A 24,556-nucleotide genomic window follows, 5' to 3' on the forward strand; every position below is an offset into this window, starting at 1 on the left:
TGCGGACAGCGGAGCCCGGATCAGGACTCGCCGTGCTGGCCGCGGGAGAAGATGGTCGGGCTGCCGGGGAGCTCCGGGTTCGCGCCGAGGTGGTCGACCACGTCCCGCACGCCCTCGGTGAGCGCGACCGCCGGCCGGTAGCCCAGCCCCTGGAGCTTCGAGATGTCCCCCACCAGCCGGTAGGTGTCGTCCTCGATCTCCGGGATCACGCTGACCTCGGGCGTCACGCCGGTCGCCTCGCCGATCGCGCCGACGAGCTGCCGCATGGACGTCTCCGTACCGGAGCCGATGTTGAAGACCTCACCCAGCTCCGCCCGGTCGGCGATGGTCAGCAACCCCTGGACCAGATCGGTGACATGGACGAAGTCACGGGTCTTCCGGTCGATGTCCCCGACGATCTGGATCGGGCGGTGGTTGAGGTGCCAGCGGAGGAAGCGGCCGACCTCCACCATCGCCTCGTGCGGGTTCTCGCCCGGCCCGTAGACGCAGAACGGCCGGCCCACCACCACGGGCAGGCCGCACGCGTGGTGGAGCGCGAGACAGGAGATCTCGCCGCTGAGCTTGGAGGCGCCGTACGGAACGAACGGCCGCGTCGGGTGGTCCTCGTCCATCGGGAACCGCCGCGGCGTCCCGTAGACGGACGCGGACGAGACGTAGACGACCCGGCGGACGGCCGACTTGAGCAGGGACTCGGCGAAGGAGACGGTGCCGAGGGCGTTGATCTCGAAGTCCAGACGCGGCTGCGTCACCGACAGCGTCCCGTTGGCGTTCGCGGCGACGTGGAAAACCAGTTCCGCACCGTCGACGGCTTCGGCGATGGCATCGCCCTCACGAATGTCGAGCAGGTGCAAGGTGACCCCGGACGGCGGTTCGACACTCATCGCCGTCCTGGCGTTGTCGATGATGGTCACCTCTTTCCCCAGAAAGAGGAGAGAATTGGTCAGGTGCCGTCCGACGAATCCCAGCCCGCCGGTCACCAATACCTTCTCGTATGCTTCGAGCATGCTTTCAATGTGCCGACGCCACGGCCGACTCGCATGCCGGCGGACCTGAAGCCGCAACCATTCGGGTGAAAACCGGTTCGATCATGTGTCGGCCGCGAACACCAGCGGCGGGCACCCCACCACGGCCACGGTGAACTCCGACCGGGCCGCGAGGGTCGATGCGGACAGCATGCCGCGAACGGTACCCGCCGGGTACGACAGAACGGCCCGCAAGGATCTTCAAGACCTTCGACGCCGTCGCCCCGGATGCTGGGGCCCAAGTCCGTCGAGCACGGTTCGGCGGTGATCCGCCGCACCCTGGAGGCCGCTTCATCGACCCCCCGGCCCGGCGCCCACCCCGACCGCGACGCGATGAGCAGCCACGACATCGTCCAGGCCGCCTGGAAGGCGTTCGCCACCCACGACGCCGACCGGATCTCCGCGGTCTTCACCGAGGACGCCGAGTGGCTGGCGCCTCCGGGGAACGCGACGGCCACCGCGCTGGACTGCCCCAGCCACCTGGTCGGCAGGGAAGTCATCACGCGCTTCCTCGCCGAGGACTTCTCCCGCCTGTTCGCCAGTGACGTGGACGTCACCTTCCACGGTTTCCACGCCGACGGCGACCGCGTGGTGGTGGAGGAGACCATGACCGCGACGCTCGCCAACGGAAACCACTACGCCAACGACTACTGCCTGGTCTTCGAACTCCGCGACGGTCTGATCCACCGCGTCCGCGAGTACATGGACACCGCGCGCGGACACCACACGGTCTTCGGCGGCGCCGAGGAGTAGCCGAAGACGGCAGAGCGCCGCCCCGAGGTGATCGAGGGCGGCGCTCGGGTGTCCCGCGTCAGTCGACCAGGGGGAGGTACACCTTGTTGCCCTGGGCCGCGAACTCGGCCGACTTCTCGGCCATGCCGGCCAGGGCCTCGGCGTCGAACTCGGTGTTCACCGCGGTGGAACCGTCGCCGTGCTCGTCACGGATCTTCTGGGAGATCTTCATCGAGCAGAACTTCGGGCCGCACATCGAGCAGAAGTGGGCGGTCTTGGCGGGCTCGGCGGGGAGGGTCTCGTCGTGGAAGGACCGGGCGGTCTCCGGGTCGAGGGCCAGGTTGAACTGGTCCTCCCAGCGGAACTCGAAGCGGGCGTCGGAGAGGGCGTCGTCCCAGGCCTGGGCGCCGGGGTGGCCCTTGGCCAGGTCGGCGGCGTGGGCGGCGATCTTGTAGGTGATCACGCCGGTCTTGACGTCGTCCCGGTTGGGCAGGCCCAGGTGCTCCTTGGGGGTCACGTAGCAGAGCATCGCGGTGCCCCACCAGGCGATCATCGCGGCGCCGATGCCCGAGGTGATGTGGTCGTAGCCGGGCGCGACGTCCGTGGTGAGCGGGCCGAGGGTGTAGAACGGCGCCTCGTCGCAGATCTCCTTCTGGAGATCCATGTTCTCCCTGATCTTGTTCATCGGGACGTGGCCCGGGCCCTCGATCATCACCTGGACGTCCCGCTCGCGGGCGATCCGGCCGAGTTCGCCGAGGGTCTCCAGCTCGGCGAACTGGGCCTCGTCGTTGGCGTCCGCGATCGAGCCCGGGCGCAGGCCGTCACCGAGCGAGAAGGTGACGTCGTAGGAGGCGAGGATGTCGCAGAGCTCCTCGAAATTCGTGTAGAGGAAGTTCTCCCGGTGGTGCGCCAGACACCAGGCCGCCATGATCGAGCCGCCGCGCGAGACGATGCCGGTCTTGCGGCGGGCGGTGAGCGGGACGTAGCGCAGCAGCACGCCGGCGTGGACGGTCATGTAGTCGACGCCCTGCTCGCACTGCTCGACGATGGTGTCCCGGTAGACCTCCCAGCTCAGCTCCTCGGCCTTGCCGTCGACCTTCTCCAGCGCCTGGTAGAGCGGCACCGTGCCGATCGGCACCGGGGAGTTGCGCAGGATCCACTCGCGGGTGGTGTGGATGTTACGGCCGGTGGAGAGGTCCATGACGGTGTCGGCACCCCAGCGGGTGGCCCAGGTCATCTTCTCCACCTCCTCCTCGATCGAGGAGGTGACGGCCGAGTTGCCGATGTTGGCGTTGATCTTCACCAGGAAGTTGGTGCCGATGATCGCCGGCTCCACCTCCGGGTGGTTCACGTTGACCGGGATGACGGCCCGTCCGCGGGCCACCTCGGCGCGCACGAACTCGGGCGCCAGGCCCTCGCGCAGCGCCACGAACTCCATCTCGGGAGTCACCACGCCCCGCTTGGCGTAAGCGAGTTGGGTGACGGCGACACCGCCGCGGCCACGCAGCGGGCGACGCGGACGGCCAGGGAAGACGGCGTCCAGGTTGCGCAGGTTGCCGCCGCGCGGCGAGGTGTGCCTGATCCCGTCGTCCTCGGGGCGCGCCTCGCGGCCGTCGTACTCCTCGACGTCGCCGCGCTGGCGGATCCAGGCGTCCCGCAGCGCGGGCAGGCCGCGCCGCACGTCGGGCTCGTAGGACGGGTCGGTGTACGGGCCCGAGGTGTCGTACAGCGGGACGGTCCTGCCGTTGGTGAGCTGCACCTCGCGGTACGGAACGCGCAGGTCGGGACGCGATCCCTCGCGGTGGGCCTTGCGCCAGGCCGGGGTCGGGTAGCCGGTGCGCTCGCTGCTGGGGGCGCCCTGGGCAGACTGCGGCTGTGCTTCGAACGTGGTCATCAGACCTCTACTCCCTACGCCGGCATTACCCGGTCAGGTTCCTGCGGTCGACGCAGCCGTCGGTCCGTCCGTCGACGTCCCGGTCAGCGCCCTCTCAGCCCGGTGCTCCGAGCTCCCGCGTCGCAGGCGGTGTTGCCTGCACACGACGCCCAACACGGTAGCGAGCGGATCGCCGCAGGTCCAGAGCGTGTCACCGGGGGGCCGGCCGACGACGCCCGGAGCACCCCACGGCCGAAACCGTCCTACCCCGCCCCCATAATGCTCACCAACGCTCCGCAGACACTCCATCAGGGCGTGCACGGCCCACCCGGGCCCGCACTCCGCCCGGGGGGTCCGCGGCTTTGACGACTCTTGGGGGAAACGCACCGTGCGCATCCGTCATGCGGCGGGCCTGAGCGCCGCCGTGATCTCCGCGGTGGTGGGCCTGCCACTGCCCGCGGTGGCGGCCGAACCGGCCGCCGTGCTGTACGTGAAGGACCATGGTTCCACCTGCGACGACAGCGGCCCCGGCACCCGGGCCATACCGTTCTGCACCATCCAGGCCGCCGCGGACCGAGTGCTGCCGGGCCAGACCGTGGAGGTCGCGCAGAGCAGCTACATCGAGGACGTGACCGTCCGGCACTCCGGAGAGCCCGGCAAGCCGATCACCTTCCGCGGCGCGGGCCGTCTCGGCAAGTCGCCGGACATCCCGTCCATCTCCGGTCCGCTGCGGCAGCCGGTGAAGATATCCGGCCAGCACGACATCGTGTTCTCCGGCTTCGACGTGCCTGGCTTCGAGCTCGACGGCGTCAGCCGGGTCGAGCTCTCGGGCAACTGGATCGAGCAGGAGAACAACGCGGCTGTCCGGCCGGCCGTGAGGATCACCGGGCCCAGCGACCGTGTCAGGGTCGAGCGGTCGGTCGTCCGCGGAACGAGCGGCGGTGTGACGGCCGGCCCGGGTGTCACCGGGACGGTGATCGCCGGGAACGACTTCGTCACCGTGTACGGTTCGTCGGTCTCGCTGACCGACGCCCCGGGCGCGACGATCACCCACAACACCACGCACACGACGTGGAACACCTCGGTCGTCCTCGATCTGGCCGGCTCGTCCGACCATGCCACGATCACCGACAACGTCGTGGCCCTGGGCACCGTCCAGGTGTCCGCCGGCTCGACGGCGGGGACCACCCTCGACTACAACACCCTGCGATGGCCCTCCGCCGACACCTACAAGTGGGCCGGCGCCGTCTACAGGACCCCCGAAGACCTCCTGGCCGCCACCGGCCAGGGCAAGCACGACCTGAACGGCTACGTGCAGTTCGACGACGCCTTCTGGCCGCTGTCCGTCCCCAAGGCCGCCACCGGCCCTGCCGCGGGCACCGCGATCGACTCCGCCGGTCCGCAGACGCCCGGCACCCCCGCCGTCGACCTGCTCGGCCACGGAGCGGTCGACCACCCGGAGGTCGCCAACACCGGACCGGACAGCAGCTACCGGGACCGCGGCGCGTACGAGGTCGTCGGCCTCCAGGAGGTCCGGCTGGACGCGCGCGGGACCGTGCACGAGGCCCCGACCGGCCCCGCGCCATTCACCGTCGAGCTCACCGCGACGGCGACCGACACCTGGAAGACGACGCTCGGCTACACCTTCGACTTCGCCGACGGCACCGATCCGGTGACCTCCGCCGAGCCGACGGTCCGCCACACCTACACCGCTCCCGGCGACTACCGGCCGAAGGTCACCGTCACCGACGGCCTCGGTGGCTCGGTCACCGGCGAGCTGTCCTGGCCGGTCCAGGCGGGCGAGGACAAGCCGCTCACCGCTTCCCTCGCGGTGGACCAGGACACCAGCAGCGACCCGCTGGCGGTCAGGGCCAAGGTCACCACGACCAGCCCGTGGCGGATCAGCGGCTACTCCTTCGACTTCGGCGACGGCCCGGCCAAGCCGAACGAGGGCTACTTCACCGAGCGCCACGTGTACGCCAAGCCCGGCACGTACACCGTGAAGTCCACCGTCACCGACGACTCCGGCGCGACCGTGACCAGCACCCGGCAGGTCACCGTCGACTACGCCCCGTCCGGCTTCACCGCGATCACGCCGACCCGGATCATGGACACCCGCCAGCCCGGCAGCCACTACCCGCGGTTCGGCCCCGGCTCGACCTTCGACCTGGACATCCGCAACCGGGTCTCCGGCTCGGCCGGCAACCTGGTGCCCGCGAACGCCACCGCCGTGGTGATCAACCTGACCGCCACCCAGGGCACCGCCACCAGCCACCTGGACGTCTACCCGTCCGCCGCCGCCCGGCCGGCCACCTCGAACGTGAACTTCGGCCCCGGCCAGGACGTCGCCAACCTGGTGACCGTGCCGGTCGGCCCGAACGGCACGGTGGTGATCCGCAACAACTCCGGCTACGTGCACGCCGTCGCCGACGTGCTCGGCTACTTCACGGCCGGCAGCACCGACCGGTTCGCCTCCGTCGCCCCGGCCCGGCTGCTGGACACCCGGTCCGACGACAACCCGCTGACCTCGGGCAGCGCCCGCCGGCTGAAGGTCGCCGGCGCCGGCGGTGTGCCGGCGAACGCGACCTCGGCGGTGCTCAACGTGACGGCCACCGGGTCCACCTCGGCGGGCTTCGTCGCGGCCTACCCCGGCGGCACCCAGCGCCCCGCGGCCGGTTCCAACCTCAACACCGTCCCCGGCCGGAACATCCCCAACCAGGTGGTGGTCCCGCTGGGCGCGGACGGCAGCGTCGAGCTCTTCACCAACGCGGCCGCCACCCACCTGGTGGTCGACGTCTTCGGCTACTACGGCCCGGACGGCAAGGGCCTGTTCACCCCGGTCACGCCGAGCCGCCTGCTGGACTCGCGGGACAGCGGCCCGTTCGGTCCGTCCTCCAGCCGTACGGTCGGCGGCGTGCCCGCCGGGGCGACCGCCGCGGTGGTCAACCTGACGGCGACCGGGACCACGGAGCCCACCCACCTCACCGCCTGGGCCACCGGCACGGCCAAGCCCGGCACCAGCAACCTCAACGCCAGCCCGGGCCTGGACGTCCCCAACCACACCACCATCCCGGTGGACCCCCAGGGCCGGTTCGACATCGCCAACAACTCCGGCACGACCCACGTCATCGCCGACCTCTTCGGCTACTACCGCAACCAGTAGCGGCCCCGCTCCCGGGAACGCCCGAGGCCCGGCTCCCCCTTCGCGGGGGGCCGGGCCTCAGGGCGGCGTCACGGGAAGCCGGTCAGCCCTTGGCGGCCTTCTTCACCAGGACCACCACGGCGGCCGCGATGCCGACCACCACCAGCAGCTTGATCACGATCGAGAGCAGCGCGCCGACGACGCCGAAGACGAAGGCGACGATGTTCCAGGCCAGCACCAGGACCAGCACCGGGATGACGATGTTGCGCACCCAGGAGGGCAGCGACTTCCAGAGCTCAGCCATGTCGGTTCCTCTTCTCCCCTCGGGTCGGCCGCCGTCCGGTGCCGCATCCCGCTTGCTTTCGGTACTTCGATCGTACGGTGGCGCGAGTGCGGGAACGAGGCCCAACGGCCCGGAGAGAACCCCGAGATCACCCCGATCCCGTCCCCCCGGGGGACCCCCGAGAATTCACCCGGACGGACGCGCAACCTCCGGGCTTCCCGTTCGTCCAACCAGTGCCGGAAGCAGGCCGGTCCGGCACCGTCGATCCGGGGGAGTCCGATCATGCGAGCCCGTACAGCCGTTTCCCTGGCCGCCCTGGCCGCCCTCAGCCTCACCGCTCCCGCCCTCGCCGCCGGCGTGGCCACCGCCGCACCCGCCACTCCCGCCGCACCGGCGACCGCCGCGGCCGACGTCACCGCCCCGGCCGGCTTCACCGGGATGGTCCCGACCCGGGTCCTGGACACCCGCGACTACAACCAGGTCCCGGCGACCCGCACCGCACGGCCGCTCCAGGCGGGCGAGTACTTCTCGACCCCGCTCGCCACGGGCTGTCACAGCCACCCGCCGCAGGAGTGCTACTCCGTCGTCCCGGCCGACGTCACGGCCGTGGTGGTCAACGTGACCGCGACCAATCCGACCGCCGACGGCTTCCTGTCGATCGGCTCCGTCCCCGGCCAGCCGGGGACCAGGCCCGCCACCTCCAGCATCAACTTCAAGGCCGGCCAGACCGTCTCGAACCTGGTCACGGTCGCGGTCGGCCCGGTCAGCCGCACCTCCCCGTGGATCACCGTCTACAACAACTGGGGCACCACCGACGTCGTGCTCGACGTGGTCGGCTACTACCGGCCCGGGGCGACCGACAAGTACGGCCCGCTGAACCCGGTCCGGATCGCCGACAGCCGGACGGACGGCACCGGACGGCTCGGCGGCGACGCGGTGCGCACCTACCAGGTCCGCCGCCCCGAGCTGGGTACCGCGGACGCCACCTCGGTGATCCTCAACGTCACCGCGACCGACGGCACCTGGGACAGCTACCTGACCGCGTACCCGAGCGGATCACCGCGGCCCGCCTCCGGTTCGAACGTCAACTTCCCGGTCGGAAGGACCGTCGCCAACCAGGTCGTGGTGCCGGTCGGGGCCGACGGAAAGATCGACATCTACAACCACGCCGGCTGGGCGCACGTCATCGTGGACGTCGTCGGCTCCTACGGCCAGTCCGGCCAGGGGCTCTTCAGCGCGCTCAGGACGCCGGTGCGCATCCGCGACACCCGGGAGGCCGGCGGCAAGCTCCTGCCGCTGTCGACCACGGACCTCCAGGCCGTTCCCACCGACGGCTCCGTCCCGAACGCGATGGGCGTCGAGGCCAACCTCACGGTCACCGACGCCGGCGAGTCCGGTTACCTCACGGTGTTCCGGGGCCAGGGCCAGGGCACGCGGCCGGACACCTCCACGGTCAACTTCGAGCCCGGGCAGACCGTCGCCAACTCGGCGACCACCGCGGTCACCGGCAGGGGCACCTACTCCGTCTACAACCACAGCGGACCGGTGCACCTGATCGCCGACCTGACGGGCTACTTCGTCACCGGCTGAGCACACCCGCGTGCGGCCGGCCCTCCCGGAACACCGGGGAGGCCGGCCGCACGGGCTCAGACCGGCCAGCGCTCGCCGCGCCAGGCGGCGTCCCAGAACATCCACTCGTAGCGCGAGGTGGTCACGAAGTGCCCGACCACCTTGCGGCGTTCGGTCGCGGACAGCTCCTCGCCCAGCCGGTCGGTGAGCGCCAGCACCCGGCGGACCACCGACTGGAAGGCCTCGTCGCCGTAGGTGGCGATCCACTTGGCGTACAGCGGGTCGGGCGAGCCCTGGGCGAGCAGCGCCTCGCCGACCCGGGCGTAGATCCAGTAGCAGGGCAGCACCGCGCCGACCGCCTCGGCGAAGGAGCCGCCGTAGACGGTGGCCAGCAGGTAGCTGGTGTAGGCCCGGGTGGTGGGCAGCACCGGCTCGGCGGCCGCCTCTTCGGCGCTGCCGCCGAACGCGGTCAGGAACTCGGCGTGCATGCCCTGCTCGGCCGCCAGCGCGCCGACCGCGTCGTCGGCGAAGGCCCTGACGTCCTCCTCGCCGGGCGCCCTGGCGGCGCAGACGGCGAGCGCGCGGGCGTAGTCGCGCAGGTAGTGCGAGTCCTGGACGACGAAGTGGCGGAAGGCCTCGCGCGGCAGCGTGCCGTCGGTGAGCCCGGCCAGGAAGGGGTGGGCGAGGATCTCGGCGTACACCGGCTCGATGGCCGCCCAGAGTTCTTCGGTCAGCGTCTTGGTGCTCATGGGGCGACCCTAACCGGCGGGCCGCTCGGCCCCCGGGCCCGTCCGTCCGCCTACGCGCCCCCTGGCGTTCGCCACCGACCCGCCGTCCGGTGGTTCCGCTGGGACCGGGGTTCCTGTCAGGCTTGGGCGGCATGAAGAGTTTCGTCATCAAGACACTGATCAACGCGGCGGCCATCTGGGTCGCCGCCTGGATCGTCAGCGGCATCCAACTCGCCCAGGGGAACGCCGACTGGCAGCACAAGGCGCTGACGGTGCTCGGCGTCGCCGTGGTGTTCGGCGTGGTCAACTGGCTGATCAAGCCGGTGGTCAAGCTGTTCTCGTTCCCGCTGTTCATCCTCACGCTGGGACTGATCACCTTCGTGATCAACGCCCTGATGCTCCTGCTCACCTCCTGGGCCTCCGGGAAGCTGAGCCTGGACTTCCACGTGGTGAACTTCGGCTCCGCGCTGGTGGGTTCGCTCATCATCAGCCTGGTCGCCTGGGGCCTGCACCTGGCCCTGGACGACGACTGACCGATGTCGTGCGGGCACCCGGAAGGGGCCCGTACCCGGTGTTCCACCGGGTACGGGCCCCTTCGTCGTCACGGTGCGGGCGGACGGCCCCCGGAGCGTTCACCCCGCGTTCTCACGCCCCTTGAGGATGTCCGCGAGCTGGGCGTCGATGTCCCGTCCGGTGAGCTCCTGGCCCATCGGCACCAGCCGGTCGGTACGCGCCAGGAAGGCGATCAGCGGCGCGGACGGGGCCCGCAGCAGGGCGTCGCCGTCGGGGGAGCGCAGCACGATGCAGACCTCCGAGAGCTCCTCGCCGACCGGGCGGACGTGCACGTCGCCCTCGCCGGCCGGGCCGCTGATCCCGTCGAGCAGCAGCTCCCGCGCGAAGAACCAGGTGACCGGGGCGTCCCCGGGCAGGTGGAAGGTGAGCCGGACGGCGTACGGGTCGTCGGCCTCGTACGCCAGGTCCACCGGGAGGCGGAAGGAGAGCTCGTGCGAGACCACGAGGTTCATCACCAGGTGTCCCTGGACTGTGTTGTGCTGCATGGCGCCAGTACCTCTCGTTCTGCCCGCACGCCGCCGGTGGTGCTTGGCCCGATGGCGGCCGGACATGTTTTCGACGGTTTTTGTGACGGTTTATGCAACCAATCCACGTTCGATCATCATCGTCCACGTTTGGGGATGTAGTGGACAAGGTGTGCTTTTTCAAATGGTGAACGAATCGGCATCGGTCTAGACCAAGTAGGGTCAGAGGATGAACGCCGGGCTCATCGCCCCGACCCCGCGCCGCAGTTGGCGGGCGGCGGGCACCAGCCGGTCGGACTGCTCGACCGGGAGCGAGAGGGCCATGGTGGCGACCACCGGGCCTATGGTGATGGCGACGGCCGCGCAGACCGTGCCGAGCGCGTACTCCTGCCGCTCCAGCACGGGCATGGTCGGCCGCAGCGAGGCGAGCCGGCGCAGCACGGCGGTCTCGCCGCTGAGGGTGGACGGGGTGAGCCCGTCGGGCGGGTGGCGGGAGAGGTGGTCGCGGCGCTCCTCCTCGGGCAGCTGGCCGAGCAGGCACTGGCCGATGGCGTGCGCGTGGGCGGTGGCCCTGAAGTCCGCCCAGGGCTCGACGGCGGGCCGGTTCGGGTCCTCGACCACGTCCACCACCTGGACCTCGCCGTCCCGGTAGAGCGCGAAGTAGACGGCGGCGCCGAGTTCGTCCCGTAACGCCTGCATCCGCGCCCGCAGGCCGGGATCACCGTGCCCGGCGCGGGAGCGGGCTATCCCGTCGAGCGCCTCCCCGTGGAAGAACCGCCCCTCCGAGCGCCGCAGGTAGCCCTCGTGGACCAGGGTGCGCAGCAGGTGGTAGGCGGTGCCGAGGGGCAGTTCGGCGGCCCTGGCCAGCTGCTTGGCGGTCGCGCCGTGCCGGAAGCCCCCGACGGCCTCCAGCAGCCGCAGCGCCCGCTGGACGGAGCCGATCAGGGTGGGCCCGCGGTCCGCGGCCGTGCCGCGCGGCACGGCTTCCCCGGGTTCCTGCGCGGCCCCGAACGACTGTGCCTGTGCGAACGACTGCACCTGCTCGAACGACCGCGCGATCCGATCCATGCCACCCAACCCCCAGCCCGAGTCCCTCGTACAGGTCCGTGCCCAGAATGGACATGCGGGACGAAACCTCCGCTTCGCCCGATGGCTGCCCATTGCAGCACAGCGGGACTCCGAACGGATGCACCCGACCAGGTCGGCGTTTCGACCCGATCCCGGGGTGTTTCGACCCGTTCTCCTGGTTTCGCCCCGGCTCCGGCGCGGGAGACTCCCGCACAACGCGCCAGCCCCGGAGGTGGCCATGGGCCCCGAGAACCGCACCCCGCCACCGCGCCCCGTGGTGAAGCGCACCGCACGGGCGATCCTGCTGGAGCTGGACCCGGACGATCCGTACGGCCCGGCCTCGATCGTGCTGATCCGCCGGGTCCGTCCCGGCTCGCCGCACCCGTACTGGATCACCCCGGGCGGCGGGGTCGAGCCTGAGGACCGGACGGTGGTCGAGGCGCTGCACCGCGAGGTGGACGAGGAGCTCGGCGGCAAGATCGTGGACGTGGTGCCCGCCTTCGTCGACACCATCAGCCACACGCACCACGACGACGGCACCCTGCTGCACCCGCACGGGGTCAAGGTGCAGCACTTCTTCGTCTGCCGGCTCGCCTCGATGGACCTCAGCCGGCGGCACGGGCCCGAGGTGACGGACCCGCACGGCGAGTACGAGGTGGTCCGGCTGCCGTTCACCCGCGAGGGCGTCACCTCGGTCAACGTGGTCCCGCCCCGGCTGCGGGCGTACCTCGCGGCCAACGTCGAGGGCATCCGCGCGCTCCTCGCACCCGATCTCGGGTGATCACCCGAGGGCCGGGCCGCCGACCGGGTCGTGCCGGATCCGCTCGGCCGGCACTCCCGCGCGCAGCAGCACCCCGACGCCCCGGCGCACCATCGCGGGCGGCCCGCTGAGCACCGCCTCGCGGCCGGCCCACGGGCCGAACCTGCCCACCACCTCGGGCAGTTCACCGGTCAGCAGGCGCCCGGCGGGGCCGCCCCCGGACAGCACGGCACGGACCGTCAGCCAGGGGTGACGCCCCGCCAGTTCGCGCAGTCCGGCCAGCCCGTACAGCTCCTCGGCCCGGCGGGCGCCGTAGAACACCTCGACCCGGCGGCCGGGCACGCCGTACTCGGCCGCCTCCTCGACCAGGGCCAGGACCGGCGCGATGCCGGTGCCGCCGCCGAGGCAGAGCAGGTCGGCGCCGGCCGCGTGGTCGACGGTCATCGAGCCGGCCGCCGGGCCCAGCCGCAGCACGTCCCCCGGCGCGGCCCGGTGGACCAGCGCGTTGCTCACCCAGCCCGCCTGGACGGCCTTGACGTGGAAGGTCAGCAGCCCGTCCCCGCGGGGTGCGCAGGCGAAGGAGTAGTGCCGCCAGACCCGCGGCCACCAGGGCGTCTCCAGCGCGGCGTACTGCCCGGCCCGGAACGGGTACGCCTGGTCCGGCCGGACGGTGATCGCCGCGACGTCCCGGGTGCGGCGCTCGTGCCGGACGACCTCGCCCTGCCACCAGGGCGGCGAGGTGCGGGCGTCCTCCTCGGCGGCCTCGATCATGGTCGCGGCGGTCATCCGGTAGGCGCGGCGCCAGGCCTGATCGGCCTCCGCGTCCCAGCGGTCGGCCGCGTACCGGGCCAGTGTCCGCAGCAGGCACTCCTCCACCGCGGCGTAGTGGGCGGCCAGGGTGCCGTACCTGCGGTGGCCGCGGCCGAGTCCGGCCAGGGTGGCCCGCAGGGCCGCCGGCTGGTCGAGCTGGCGCACGACGGTCAGCAGGGTGCGGAACAGCAGGTCGCGGTGGGCGTCCATGGCGGCGGGGAAGAACGAGCGCAGCTCGGGGTGGCGCAGGAAGAGCAGCGCGTAGAAGTGCCCGGTGGCCCGGTCGGCGACCGGCTCGACGGCGGCGAGGCAGGACCGGACCACCTCGACGTCCCTGGCGGTGGGCTCCTCCACCGGCCGGCCCGCCCCCGCGGCGGGGAGGGGCGCGGCCCGGAGCCGTCCGGCGGCTGTCCGTACGCCCCAGGCGTCGCTCCACCGGTCGCCGGGGCCCGCCCGGTTGAGACCGGGCGCGTCGGCGAACGGCGGACGGAACTCCGGGACGGGCACGGCCGCAGGTACGGGGACGGCCGGCGGCCAGGCCGGGACCACCGGCCGGACGGGTTCCATCATCGGCACCGGCGGAAGCACCGGCACCGGCGGAAGCACCGTCGGCAGCACCGCAGTCGGCGCGTCCGCCGGCACCGGCGGCGGGAGGTGCTGCTGGTCCGACGGCCTCGGCGGCCGGACGGCCGCCGCCTTGGACGTGCCCCCCTCGGGCGCGGCCTCCGACAGGCCCGGGACGGAGGCGACCCCCGCCGAGCCGCGTCCGGTGCGGACCAGAACTGTTCCGCGGGACTTCACCGCAACGTTTCGAGTACCCAAGAGAATCGTTTCGCCTCCGGCCGGCCTGCGCCACCGCCTGGCTTGTCCCTGCTGGCGCCCAGGCAGCCTGGCACGCCAGGGCCGCGCGGCCGACGAATCACGCGAATCCCGGACAACCGGGCCGGGAACGCGCTACTCTCCCCGGCCCGCGGTCGCCCTGGGTGGCCCTCCGCACACCCAGGGCGACCGTGCCCGCACCGCCCGGCGCCGTACTCGAAGCCGTACTCTCGAAGCCCTGCTCAGAGCTGTCGCAGCAGCATCCCCGGCTGCTCGACGCAGTCCGCGACGAACCGCAGGAAGCCGCCCGCCGTGCCCCCGTCGCAGACCCGGTGGTCGAAGGTGAACGACAGCTGGGTCACCTCCCGGACCGCCAACTCCCCCTGGTGGACCCACGGCTTGGCGACGATCCGGCCGACTCCGAGCATCGCCGCCTCGGGGTGGTTGAGGATCGGGGTGGAGCCGTCCACGCCGAACACTCCGTAGTTGTTCAACGTGAAGGTGCCGCCGGTCAGTTCGGCGGGGGTGAGCGCACCGCCCCGCGCCGCCTCGGTCAACCGGGCCAGCTCCTCGCCGAGTTGCTCGGTACTGCGGCCCTGCGCGTCCCGCACCACCGGGACGACCAGGCCGCGCTCGCCCTGCGCGGCGAACCCCAGGTGCACCGCCGGGTACCGGACGATGCCAGAACCGTCGGCGGTCACCGAGGAGTTGAGTTCGGGGAAGCGCGCCAGCGCGACCGTGCAGATCCGCGCCAGCAGTGCCAGCACGCTCACCTTCGGCCCCGGCGTGGCGTTCAACTGTCGTCGCAGCGCCATGAGTTCGGTGGCGTCCGCGTCCACCCAGCAGGTCGCCGCCGGGATCTCCCGGTGGCTGCGGCTGAGCTTCTCGGCCACCGCCTTGCGCAGCCCGCGCAGCGGGACGACGCCACCCTGCACCGAAGCCGACGCCGACGCCGACGCCACCACCGGGTCCGCCACCCCGGCGGCGACCGCCCGTTCGACGTCCGCCCGCATGATCAGCCCGTCCGGCCCGCTCCCGGTGAGCGCGGCCAGGTCGACCCCCTGCTCCCGGGCCAGCCGCCGCACCAGCGGCGAGATCACCGGCATCACCGCGGGACCGGCCGGCACCGCCGGAGCCCGGACGGCCACGGCCACACCGCCGGCTCCGGCCGGGGCCGGAGCCCCGACCCGGCGCCGCCGCCCGCCCCGGCCCGGCTCGGCGACCCCGTACCCGACCAGCGGCCGCTCGACCTCGGCGGCGGGCGACGACGAGGCCGCGGACGGCGACGCAACAGGCGAGGCCGAGGGCGGCGAAGCGGCCGTCCCGCCCGACGCCACCGCGACCGTCACCAGCGGCGCGCCCACGGCGATCTCCTCGCCCGCCTCGCCGTACCGCGCGGTGACCACCCCGCCGTACGGGCAGGGCACCTCCACCACGGCCTTGGCGGTCTCCACCTCCACCACCGGCTGGTCGACCGCGATCACCTCGCCGACCTCGACCATCCAGCGCACCACCTCCGCCCCGGTGAGCCCCTCACCGAGGTCGGGCAGCCGGAACTCCCGCACGACGGGCATCATCCTCGGTCCTCCCACTGGAGCCGGGCGACCGCGTCCAGGATCCGGTCCACCCCGGGCAGGTGGTGGTGCTCCAGCATCGGCGGCGGGTACGGGACGTCGAAGCCGGTGACCCGCAGCACCGGCGCGGCCAGGTGGTGGAAACAGCGCTCGGTGACCCGGGCGGCGATCTCCGCGCCGGTGCCGCCGAAGCCGCTCGCCTCGTGCACCACCACGGCCCGGCCGAGCGAGCGCACCACCCGGCAGACCGTCTCGTCGTCGAACGGCACCAGGGTGCGCAGGTCCAGCACCGCGAGGTCCCAGCCCTCGGCCTGCGCCGCCTCCGCCGCCTTCAGGCAGACCGGCAGCGAGGGGCCGTAGGTGATCAGCACGGCGGAGGTGCCGGCGCGCCGCAGCACCGCCCGGCCGATCGGCTCGACCGGCGCCGCCGGGTCGAAGCCGGCCTTGCCCCAGTAGAGCCGCTTGGGCTCCAGGAAGACCACCGGGTCGTCGGAGGCGATCGAGGCGCGCAGCAGCCCGTACGCGTCGGCGACCGTCCCCGGCGTCACCACGTGCAGGCCGGGGGTGGCGGCGTAGTACGCCTCCGAGGCGTCGCTGTGGTGCTCGACGCCGCCGATGCCGCCGCCGTACGGGATGCGGACGGTGATCGGCAGCGGGAGCCTGCCCGCCGTGCGGTTGCGCATCTTGGCGACGTGCGAGAACAGCTGCTCCAGCGCCGGGTAGGCGAAGGCGTCGAACTGCATCTCGACCACCGGGCGCAGCCCGTACATCGCCATGCCGATCGCGGTGCCGAGGATGCCGGCCTCGGCCAGCGGGGTGTCCAGGCAGCGGTCGGGGCCGAACTCGGCGGTGAGGCCGTCGGTGATCCGGAAGACGCCGCCGAGCGCGCCGACGTCCTCGCCGAGCACGTGCACCGCCGGGTCCTCGCGCATGGCGTCCCGCAGCGCGGAGTTGAGCGCCTGCGCCATGGAGGCGGTCCGGGTCGAGGTCGCCGTGCCCATCAGTCGGCCACCTCCGCCTCGGCGGCCAGCTCGGCGGCCAACTGGGCTGCCTGCTCGCGCAGTTGCGGGGTCGGTTCGGCGAAGACGTGGGCGAACAGCGACATCGGGTCGAGCTCCGGGTCGGCGTGGAACTCGGCCCGCATCCGGGCCGCCAGCGCCTCCGCCTCGTCCGCCGCCTCCTGCACCAGCCGGTCGTCCAGCAGGCCGAGTCCGCGCAGCGCGCGCTCCATCAGCAGGACCGGGTCGTGCTCCCGCCAGGCGGCCACCTCGGGCTCGGTGCGGTAGCGGGTCGCGTCGTCGGCGTTGGTGTGCGCCTCGATCCGGTAGGTCAGCGCCTCGACCAGGGTCGGGCCGTCGCCGGCCCTGGCCCGCTCGACCGCCTCGGTCAGCACCGCGTGCACGGCGGGCGCGTCGTTGCCGTCCACCAGCCGGCCCGGCATGCCGTAGCCGACGGCCTTGTGGGCCAGGCTCGGGGCGGCGGACTGCGCGCTGAGCGGGACGGAGATCGCGTAGCCGTTGTTCTGCACCAGGAAGACCACCGGGGCGTTCAGCACGGCCGCGAAGTTCAGCGCCTCGTGGAAGTCCCCCTCGCTGGTGCCGCCGTCGCCGAGCATCGCCAGCGCGACCACCGGCTCGCCGCGCAGCCGGGCGGCGTGCGCCAGCCCGACGGCGTGCGGGGCCTGGGTGGCGAGCGGGGTGCTGAGCGGGGCGGTGCGGCTGGCCCGCGGGTCGTAGCCGGTGTGGGCGTTGCCGCGCAGCAGGGTCAGCGCCTCCAGCGGGTCGACGCCCCGGGAGACCACGGCGAGGGTGTCGCGGTAGCTGGGGAAGAGCCAGTCGTGCTCGCCGAGCACCAGCGCGGCGGCGACCTGGCAGGCCTCCTGGCCGGTGGACGCCGGATAGACGGCGAGCCTGCCCTGCTTGGTGAGGGTGGTGGCCTGCTGGTTGTACCGGCGGCCGACGACCAGGCGCCGGTGGAGCTCGCGCAGCAGGGCCGGGTCGTGCTTCTCCAGCGCGGGGGTGCCCAGCACCCGGACGGGGGAGAGGTCCGGGAGGAGCGGGGCCGGATCGGTGCGCGGGGCGGTGGCCCCGGGCATCCAGCCGGGCACCGGCGTGCGGTGTCTGTGGTCGAGAACGGTCATCTCGGGGCACCTCCAGGGGTCGCGGGGGGCTCCCTACCGATTGTTCGGTCGTCTGTTCATCTTGACCAGAAGCGTGACAAGGTGGTGGACATTCGGCCTGCCGGGCGGTCGACTGGGGGCAGTACGTCCAATCGGGGAGGGTGGGGGGTCATGTCGGCTGAACAGATGTCCAGACTCGACCGGGTCGACCGGTCGATCCTGCGGCTGCTGCAACAGGACGGCCGCGCCTCCATCCGCTCGGTGGCCGAGCGGGTGCACGTGTCCCGGGCGAACGCGTACGCCCGGATCTCCAGGATGGTCGAGGACGGCATCATCCGCGGCTTCACCGCCAGGGTGGACCACGAACGGGCAGGTCAGGCCGCGTCCGCGTACGTCACCCTGAAGATCGTCCAGAACTCCTGGCGGACGGTGCGCGAGCAGTTGCTGGAGCTGCCGGGGGTGGCGCACATCGCGCTGGTCGGCGGGGACTTCGACGTCCTGCTGCTGGTGCACACCGCCGACAACAAGGCGCTGCGGGAGCTGGTGCTGGGCAGCATCCAGTCCATCCCCCAGGTGCTCGGCACCCGCACCATGCTGATCTTCGAGGAGACGGACCAGGTGCCGCCCGACTGAGGCGCGCCGGTCAGCGCGCCCGCAGCCCGTCGAAGGCCAGGTGGACCACCGCGTCCGCGACGCCGTCGGCGGACTTGAGGCCCGGCCGGTACCACTCCACGATCGAGTTGATCATCCCGAACAGCAGCCGGGTGGCCAGCCGCGGCTCCACGTCCGAGCGCAGCGCGCCGTCCGCGACCGCCGCCCGCAGCAGCTCGGCGACCTGGTGGTCGAAGTCCCGGCGGCGCTCCAGCGCCCACTGCTCGGTGGCCGTGTTGCCGCGCACCCGCAGCAGCAGCGTCACGTACGGCAGTTCCGCCAGCAGCACCTCGGCGGTGCGCCGCACCACGTGCTCCAGCCGCTCCACCGCGGGGCCCCCGACCGCGGCCGGCTCGGCCAGGATCGCGAACAGCCCGTCCAGCGCCCGCCCGACCGCCAGCCGCAGCAGTTCCTCCTTGCCGCGCACGTGGTGGTAGATGGAGGACTTGGAGATCCCGGCCGCCCGCGACAGGTCCTCCATCGAGGTTCCGTCGTAGCCGCGCTCGTTGAAGACGTCGACGGTCACCGCGAGCAGTGACTCCACGGTGTAGGCGGTGCGCGTGGTGTGATCGGCCATCCTCCGAGTATCCCCGGCCGTCCGTGCCGGTACGCGATCGGGCCCGCTGGTCCACACCACTTCCGAGGCGCAGGCCCTAGAATCTGCGGACGATCCGTCCACGTCCAGCAGGCTGGGGTCCACGGCTGATGAACGCAATACCGGCAGTCGCCTCCGACGTGCCCGAGCAGCGCAGCGAGGGAGGGCCGGAGGACGCCGCGCGCACCTGGCAGGACCGCGGCCGGGCGCTGGTCGTCCGCTTCGGTCCCGCGGTGTGGTGCTACGCGGTGCTGAAGCTGGTCGGCTTCACCGTCTTCATGAAGCTGCTCTCCTTCTCCGGCGAGTACGCGAAGAAGCCGGACCGGTTCGGCGGCGGCGCCAACCCCTGGGACGTGGTGGCCAGCTGGGACGGCTGGTGGTACCAGCAGGTGGCCCAGTTCGGGTACCACCCGGCGATCGTACCGATCCCGAACGGGCCGGTCGGCTTCAGCATCGAGCAGAACTCGGCCGCCTTCTTCCCGCTCTACCCGGGCCTGATGCGCGGGGTCTCCGAGGTCACCGGCCTCGGCCTGTACGGCGCCGGGATGCTGGTCTCGGTGGTGGCCTCGCTGTTCGCCGCGGCCGGCATCTACGCCGTGGTGGAGAAGCTGACCGGGGACGTGCGCTCGGGCGTGATCGCGGCCGGGATCTGGGCGATCGCCCCGGGCTCGGGCGCCGAGTGGGCGGTCTACTCGGACTCCCTGTTCGTCGCGCTGGCCGCCTGGGCCTGCTACTGCGTGATGACCAAGCAGTGGGTCGCGGCCGGGGTGATCACCCTGGTCGCCGGGCTCAACCGGCCCACCTCGGCGGCACTGATAGGCGCCGTGGGCCTGGCCGCGCTGGTCGAGCTGTACCGCCGGGAGAGCGGCGTCCTGCGCCCGCTGGCCGCGATGCTGCTGGCCCCGGTCGGCCTGCTCGGCTACGTCGGCTGGGTGGGCTGGCGCACCGGCGAGTGGGGCGGCTACTTCCGTCTCCAGCACGACGCCTGGCTGCACTACTTCGACTGGGGGCAGGGCACCTGGCACGCGGTCCGCGGGGTGCTGCTGGGCCGCAACGACTACCCCTTCGCCTTCGGGGTGCCCGACGTGTTCGCCACCCTGATCGTGCTCAGCCTGCCGGCGCTGATCGCGCTGCTGATCCGGCTGCGCCCGCCGCTGGTGCTGACCGCCTACACGCTGGCCACGATCGTCTCGGTGCTCGGCAGCCTGGGCATCTTCGGCAACGTCTCGCGCTACCTGCTGCCGGCGTTCCCGCTGTTCATCGCGCTGGCGGTGGGACTGCGCAGGCTGAGCCTGCCGGTGCTGGCCACCGTCCTGGGCACCGGAGCGGTCGCCTCCGGCTGGTACGCCGGGTACGTCATCTTCGAGCTCGGCGTGCCGTAGACCCGGATCACCAGGCACCCGCACGGGGGCGCGTCCACCACGGACGCGCCCCCGTCCGTTTGCCCGGATTCCCCGCCCCGCACCCTCGTGAGCCGACCGATCGTTCGGTTACTCTGGGCGTGTCCCGTCCTGCTTTCCGAGGCCCTCCGAGGAGCGCACAGATGTCCGCAGCGGTCACCCACCCCCTCGTCAGCGAGCTGGTCGAGCGCCACCAGGCCACCCTGGACGCCGCGCTGGCCGCCGCCGCCGCACGCGACTACTGGTCGCCCTACCCCGAGTTCCCGAAGGCGTACGGCGAGAGCGGCCCCGCGGACGGCAAGGCCGCCTTCGACGCCCTGCTCGGCGAGCCCTTCGCCCTGGCGGGCCACCCCGCCGACGGCGACCTGGTCGGCGGCGAGGCCTCCCCGTACGGCGTCGAGCTGGGCATCGGCTACCCGCACGCCGACCCGGACGCGCTGATCGCCGCGCTCACCGCCGCCCGCCCCGGCTGGGCCGCCGCGAGCCCGCTGGAGCGCGCCGCCGTCTGCCTGGAGATCCTGCACCGGATCAACGCCCGCTCCCACGAGTTCGCCCAGGCCGTCATGCACACCACAGGACAGGCCTACGGCATGGCCTTCCAGGCCGGCGGCCCGCACGCCCAGGACCGCGGCCTGGAGGCCGTCACCTACGCGTACGCCGAGCAGACCCGGCTGCCTCGGCAGGCCGGCTGGACCAAGCCGCAGGGCAAGCGCGACCCGCTGGTGATGACCAAGGAGTTCACCGTCGTCCCGCGCGGCCTCGCGCTGCTGATCGGCTGCAACACCTTCCCCACCTGGAACGGCTACCCCGGTCTGTTCGCCTCCCTGGCCACCGGCAACCCGGTGCTGGTCAAGCCGCACCCGCGGGCCGTGCTGCCGCTCGCACTGACCGTGCGGATCGCCCGCGAGGTGCTCGCCGAGGCCGGCTTCGACCCGAACCTGGTCGTCCTGGCCGCCGAGCACGAGGGCGGCACCGTCGCCGCGGCGCTCGCCGTCCGCCCCGAGATCAAGCTGATCGACTACACCGGCTCCACCGCCTTCGGCGAATGGCTGGAGGAGCACGCCGGGCAGGCGCAGGTGTACACCGAGAAGGCCGGCGTCAACGCGGTGGTGATCGACTCCACCGACGACTACAAGGGCATGCTGGGCAACCTGGCCTTCGCGCTCTCCCTCTACAGCGGCCAGATGTGCACCACCCCGCAGAACGTGCTGATCCCGCGCGGCGGCATCGCCACCGACCAGGGCGACAAGTCCTACGACCAGGTGGTCACCGACCTGGCCGGCGCGATCGAGGGCCTGCTCTCCGACGACGCCCGCGCCGCCGCCGTCCTCGGCGCCGTGGTCAACCCCGGCGTGCTCCAGCGCTCGGTCGCCGCGGCCGGCGGCGAGTACGGCGAACTCGCCCTCGCCCCGTGCGCGGTGACCTCGCCGGACTTCCCCGGCGCGACCGTCCGCACCCCCGCGCTGGTCAGGCTGGACGCCGACAAGCCGGACGACCGCGCGGTCTTCCGCAGCGAGTGCTTCGGCCCGGTCTCCTTCGCCGTCGCCGTCGAATCCACCGCCGCCGCCGTCGAGTTGCTGCGCACCACGGTCCGCGAGAAGGGCGCCATGACCGCGTCCGGCTACACCACCTCGCCCGAGGTGGAGGCGCTGCTGGTCGAGGCCGCGCTGGACTCCGGAGTCTCGCTCTCGCTCAACCTGACCGGCGGGGTCTACCCCAACCAGACCGCCGCCTTCTCCGACCTGCACGGCACCGGCGCCAACCCGGCCGCCAACTCCGCGTACTGCGACGGCGCGTTCGTCGCCAACCGGTTCCGCACCGTGGAGATCCGCCGGCACTCCTGAGCCGGTCCGGCACCCCCTGGGACGGACCCGGGCCCCGGCGGTCACCCACCGCCGGGGCCCGGCGGTTCACGGCTCCGGGGCCCGGCGGTTCACACCTCCGGCAGCGCCCGCGATGATGGAGGCTGGGAGAACGCCGGGAACGGCGTCCGACCGCCCTTTGAGCAACGGGAGCTGATACATGGCCGTGAAGCCGACGACCGAAACCGACGTCCTGATCGTCGGTGCCGGACCGACCGGACTGCTGCTGGCCGGCGACCTCGCCGCCGCCGGGGTCGGCGTCACCGTGCTGGAGAAGCGGGCCGCCGAGTCCAACCTCACCCGGGCGTTCGCCGTGCACGCCCGCAGCCTGGAGCTGCTGGACGCCCGGGGCCTGGCCGAGGGGCTGATCGCCACCGGCCGTCCGCTCGGCGAGCTGAGGATGTTCGACCGCTTCGGCGTCGACCTCGGCTCACTGCCGACCCGCTTCCCGTTCGTCCTGATCACCCCGCAGTACAACGTCGAACGGCTGCTGCTGGAGCGCGCGGAGAAGGCCGGCGCGACGGTGCTGCGCGGCGCCGAGGTCACCGGACTGCGCCAGGACGCCGAGGGCGTCACCCTGGAGACCCGCGACGGCGGCAGCCACCGCGCCGCGTACGCGGTCGCCACCGACGGCGTCCACTCCACCGTCCGCGACCTGCTGGGCATCCCGTTCCCCGGTGAGTCGGTGGTCGACTCGGTGGTGCTGGCCGACGTCCGGCTGGAGCGCGAGCCAGGCCAGGCGATCACCGTCGGCGCCAACCAGGCCGGCTTCGCGTTCATCGCCCCGTTCGGCGACGGCTGGTCCAGGATCATCGCCTGGGACCGTGAGGAGCGCTACCCGGACGGCACCACCCCCACGCCCGAGCAGCTCACCGCCCTCACCCGGGCCATCCTCGGCGAGGACTACGGCCTGCACGAGGTGCGCTGGAGCTCCACCTTCCACAGCGACGAACGACAGGCCCCCAACTACCGCTCCGGCCGGGTCTTCCTGGCCGGCGACGCCGCGCACTGCCACTCCCCGGCCGGCGGCCAGGGCATGAACACCGGCCTCCAGGACGCCGCCAACCTCTCCTGGAAGCTCGCCGCAGCGCTCCGGAGCCACACCACCGACGCGCTGCTGGACACCTACCAGACCGAGCGGCACCCGGTCGGCAGGACCGTCCTGCGCACCTCGGGCGCGCTGATCCGGCTGGCGCTCGCCGAGTCCGCCCCCACCCGCGCCCTGCGCGGGGCGCTCACCGCGCTGGGCAGCCACCTCGACCCGGTCACCGAGCGCGGCGCCCGGCTGGTCTCCGGCATCGGCATCTCCTACCCCGCTCCCAAGGACGCCCACCCGCAGGTCGGCAAGCGCGTGCCCGACCTGCGGCTGACCGCCCTGAGCAGGCCCGTCGAGGGCGCCCCGGCCGCCCCCGAGCGGCTCTACGAGGCGCTGCGCGCGGGCAGGTTCGTCCTGGTCAGCAATGACGAGCTGGCCGCCGCCGAGCCCTGGGCGGACCGGCTGGTCTGCGCCGCCCCCGCCGACCCGCACGGCAAGCTGCGCGACACCGTCCTGCTGATCCGCCCGGACGGCTACGTCGCCTGGGCCTCCGTCGACCCCGGCCAGGGCGAGCTGCGCACCGCCCTCACCGGCTGGCTCGGCACCCCGGCCTGACCGTCCCCGGGGCGGGCGCGGCCCACCGCGCCCGCCCGCGCCCGGCCGCCGGTCAGCCCCGCGCCCTCTCGTAGTGCCGCGCGGCCTTCGCCCGGTTCCCGCACACCGCCATCCGGCACCACCGCCGGCGCCCGTTCTGCGAGGTGTCGAAGAAGTGCAGGATGCACGCCTCGTGCGCGCACTGCCTGACCCGGTGCGCCCCCTGGCCGAGCAGCGCGAGGAAGCCGTCCGCCGCCAGCCAGGGCGCCAGCCACTGCGGCCGGTCGGTCTCGACCAGTTCCTCGGCCCCGTCGGGCCCCGCCGTCCGCCGGATCCGTCCGTGCGCCAGCACCGCGTCCAGCCCGTCCCGCGCCGCGGCGCCCAGGCCGCCCCGCTCGCGGGCGTCCCGGGCGGCCAGCAGGACCGCCTCGCGGGTCTGCCGGATCGCCGCGAGCCCCGCCTCGTCGGCCGCGCAGCGCGCGCTCAGCCCGGCGGAGGAGAGCCAGATCGCGTACCCCTCGACACCGGTGAGCAGGTCGTTGACGGGTGTTCCGGCCCAGCGCGTGTTGAGCAGGTCGATCGCGAGCGGCTCGCCGATCAGCGGCCGCGGGTCCCGCGGATCCGGCTGCACCTCAGTCATCGTCCTCCCTCGGCCCGGTCCGATTCTACGGGCGCCCGGACGGCCGGGAGCGGCCCGGGACGCCGTCATTCACCGTATGGAACCGCCGGGTTCCCCGCCCTCCACAGTTGACTGTTTTTTAGCAACGAATTGCCTGGCCATGAGTCATTTCGCACACGGGTTCTGTCATGTTCGAGCCAGCGTTCTCGACCCCCTGAACGCCTGGTCCCTTGCCGGCCCCCACAGCCGGCCAGAGGAGGATC

21 protein-coding genes and 1 riboswitch are annotated in these 24,556 nt (G+C 72.8%); of the genes, 9 read left to right on the forward strand and 12 right to left on the reverse strand.

From position 1 onward, the window contains the following. Positions 1-20: 20 nt before the first annotated feature. Positions 21-1,004, reverse strand: coding sequence for an NAD-dependent epimerase/dehydratase family protein (locus tag ACIQOW_RS27385; RefSeq protein ID WP_401089219.1), 984 nt, complete (start codon positions 1,002-1,004; stop codon positions 21-23). A 246-nt stretch (positions 1,005-1,250) separates the two neighbouring features. On the opposite strand from ACIQOW_RS27385, the gene ACIQOW_RS27390 reads away from it, so the two are divergent. After that, the gene (locus ACIQOW_RS27390) at positions 1,251-1,775 is read left to right on the forward strand and encodes a nuclear transport factor 2 family protein (RefSeq protein ID WP_401089221.1); all 525 of its coding nucleotides are present in this window, start codon (positions 1,251-1,253) and stop codon (positions 1,773-1,775) included. Between the two features lie 58 nt (positions 1,776-1,833). On the opposite strand, the gene thiC is transcribed toward ACIQOW_RS27390, so the two are convergent. Next, on the reverse strand, positions 1,834-3,648 hold the full coding sequence (thiC, locus tag ACIQOW_RS27395; RefSeq protein ID WP_401089223.1) for a phosphomethylpyrimidine synthase ThiC: 1,815 nt from the start codon (positions 3,646-3,648) through the stop codon (positions 1,834-1,836). After that, positions 3,643-3,777: riboswitch (TPP riboswitch) on the reverse strand. (Overlaps the previous gene by 6 nt.) Before the next feature lie 238 nt (positions 3,778-4,015). On the opposite strand from thiC, the gene ACIQOW_RS27400 reads away from it, so the two are divergent. Beyond that, entirely contained in the window at positions 4,016-6,790 is a 2,775-nt protein-coding gene (locus ACIQOW_RS27400) for a PKD domain-containing protein (protein WP_401089225.1), read from the forward strand. An 82-nt stretch (positions 6,791-6,872) separates the two neighbouring features. On the opposite strand, the gene ACIQOW_RS27405 is transcribed toward ACIQOW_RS27400, so the two are convergent. After that, positions 6,873-7,073 (reverse strand): DUF5326 family protein, encoded by a 201-nt coding sequence (locus ACIQOW_RS27405; RefSeq protein WP_188297167.1) that lies wholly within the window; start codon positions 7,071-7,073, stop codon positions 6,873-6,875. Positions 7,074-7,334: 261 nt separating this feature from the next. On the opposite strand from ACIQOW_RS27405, the gene ACIQOW_RS27410 reads away from it, so the two are divergent. Next, positions 7,335-8,642, forward strand: a complete 1,308-nt coding sequence (locus ACIQOW_RS27410; protein WP_401089228.1) for a hypothetical protein — start codon at positions 7,335-7,337, stop codon at positions 8,640-8,642. Between the two features lie 56 nt (positions 8,643-8,698). On the opposite strand, the gene tenA is transcribed toward ACIQOW_RS27410, so the two are convergent. Beyond that, entirely contained in the window at positions 8,699-9,370 is a 672-nt protein-coding gene (gene tenA, locus ACIQOW_RS27415) for a thiaminase II (protein ID WP_401089231.1), read from the reverse strand. A gap of 131 nt (positions 9,371-9,501) precedes the next feature. On the opposite strand from tenA, the gene ACIQOW_RS27420 reads away from it, so the two are divergent. Then, positions 9,502-9,882 (forward strand): phage holin family protein, encoded by a 381-nt coding sequence (locus tag ACIQOW_RS27420; protein WP_188297164.1) that lies wholly within the window; start codon positions 9,502-9,504, stop codon positions 9,880-9,882. A 99-nt stretch (positions 9,883-9,981) separates the two neighbouring features. Here ACIQOW_RS27420 and ACIQOW_RS27425 read toward each other — a convergent pair whose 3' ends face one another. Both ACIQOW_RS27425 and ACIQOW_RS27430 read right to left on the reverse strand, forming a co-directional pair. Beyond that, positions 9,982-10,407 carry an SsgA family sporulation/cell division regulator gene (locus ACIQOW_RS27425; protein ID WP_401089233.1) on the reverse strand — a complete coding sequence of 142 codons (426 nt, stop codon included), beginning with the start codon at positions 10,405-10,407 and terminating at the stop codon, positions 9,982-9,984. A 201-nt stretch (positions 10,408-10,608) separates the two neighbouring features. Further along, positions 10,609-11,454, reverse strand: a complete 846-nt coding sequence (locus ACIQOW_RS27430) for an IclR family transcriptional regulator (protein WP_401089235.1) — start codon at positions 11,452-11,454, stop codon at positions 10,609-10,611. 238 nt (positions 11,455-11,692) lie between these two features. Here ACIQOW_RS27430 and ACIQOW_RS27435 point away from each other — a divergent pair, with 238 nt between their 5' ends. Next, positions 11,693-12,235 (forward strand): NUDIX domain-containing protein, encoded by a 543-nt coding sequence (locus ACIQOW_RS27435; protein WP_401089237.1) that lies wholly within the window; start codon positions 11,693-11,695, stop codon positions 12,233-12,235. On the opposite strand, the gene ACIQOW_RS27440 is transcribed toward ACIQOW_RS27435, so the two are convergent. The 4 genes from ACIQOW_RS27440 to ACIQOW_RS27455 form a co-directional block, all read right to left on the reverse strand. After that, the gene (locus ACIQOW_RS27440; RefSeq protein WP_401089239.1) at positions 12,236-13,825 is read right to left on the reverse strand and encodes a globin domain-containing protein; all 1,590 of its coding nucleotides are present in this window, start codon (positions 13,823-13,825) and stop codon (positions 12,236-12,238) included. 260 nt (positions 13,826-14,085) lie between these two features. Then, complete coding sequence (locus ACIQOW_RS27445; RefSeq protein WP_401089284.1) at positions 14,086-15,417, reverse strand: dihydrolipoamide acetyltransferase family protein; 1,332 nt, start codon at positions 15,415-15,417, stop codon at positions 14,086-14,088. Then, entirely contained in the window at positions 15,417-16,418 is a 1,002-nt protein-coding gene (locus ACIQOW_RS27450) for an alpha-ketoacid dehydrogenase subunit beta (RefSeq protein WP_401089241.1), read from the reverse strand. Before ACIQOW_RS27450 ends, ACIQOW_RS27445 begins: the two co-directional genes overlap by 1 nt. Further along, positions 16,418-17,557, reverse strand: coding sequence for a thiamine pyrophosphate-dependent dehydrogenase E1 component subunit alpha (locus tag ACIQOW_RS27455; RefSeq protein ID WP_401089243.1), 1,140 nt, complete (start codon positions 17,555-17,557; stop codon positions 16,418-16,420). Before ACIQOW_RS27455 ends, ACIQOW_RS27450 begins: the two co-directional genes overlap by 1 nt. Before the next feature lie 165 nt (positions 17,558-17,722). Here ACIQOW_RS27455 and ACIQOW_RS27460 point away from each other — a divergent pair, with 165 nt between their 5' ends. Beyond that, complete coding sequence (locus ACIQOW_RS27460) at positions 17,723-18,169, forward strand: Lrp/AsnC family transcriptional regulator (RefSeq protein WP_401089245.1); 447 nt, start codon at positions 17,723-17,725, stop codon at positions 18,167-18,169. A 10-nt stretch (positions 18,170-18,179) separates the two neighbouring features. Here the strand turns inward: ACIQOW_RS27460 and ACIQOW_RS27465 are convergent, their stop codons facing one another. After that, positions 18,180-18,764 (reverse strand): TetR/AcrR family transcriptional regulator, encoded by a 585-nt coding sequence (locus ACIQOW_RS27465; protein WP_188297157.1) that lies wholly within the window; start codon positions 18,762-18,764, stop codon positions 18,180-18,182. Between the two features lie 128 nt (positions 18,765-18,892). On the opposite strand from ACIQOW_RS27465, the gene ACIQOW_RS27470 reads away from it, so the two are divergent. The 3 genes from ACIQOW_RS27470 to ACIQOW_RS27480 all read left to right on the forward strand — a co-directional run bounded on the left by ACIQOW_RS27470 (position 18,893) and on the right by ACIQOW_RS27480 (position 23,695). After that, positions 18,893-20,164: a hypothetical protein gene (locus tag ACIQOW_RS27470; RefSeq protein WP_401089248.1), complete on the forward strand. Its 1,272-nt coding sequence runs from the start codon at positions 18,893-18,895 to the stop codon at positions 20,162-20,164. Between the two features lie 161 nt (positions 20,165-20,325). Next, a complete protein-coding gene (gene paaN / locus ACIQOW_RS27475; protein WP_401089250.1) occupies positions 20,326-22,026 on the forward strand; it encodes a phenylacetic acid degradation protein PaaN in 1,701 nt (566 codons plus the stop codon). Positions 22,027-22,204: 178 nt separating this feature from the next. Beyond that, positions 22,205-23,695 carry an FAD-dependent monooxygenase gene (locus ACIQOW_RS27480; RefSeq protein WP_401089252.1) on the forward strand — a complete coding sequence of 497 codons (1,491 nt, stop codon included), beginning with the start codon at positions 22,205-22,207 and terminating at the stop codon, positions 23,693-23,695. A 52-nt stretch (positions 23,696-23,747) separates the two neighbouring features. Here the strand turns inward: ACIQOW_RS27480 and ACIQOW_RS27485 are convergent, their stop codons facing one another. Then, positions 23,748-24,314, reverse strand: a complete 567-nt coding sequence (locus ACIQOW_RS27485; protein ID WP_401089254.1) for a CGNR zinc finger domain-containing protein — start codon at positions 24,312-24,314, stop codon at positions 23,748-23,750. Between the last annotated feature and the right edge of the window lie 242 nt (positions 24,315-24,556).

This window comes from Kitasatospora sp. NPDC091335 (assembly GCF_044757205.1).
In the GTDB taxonomy this organism is placed as follows: Bacteria; Actinomycetota; Actinomycetes; order Streptomycetales; family Streptomycetaceae; genus Kitasatospora.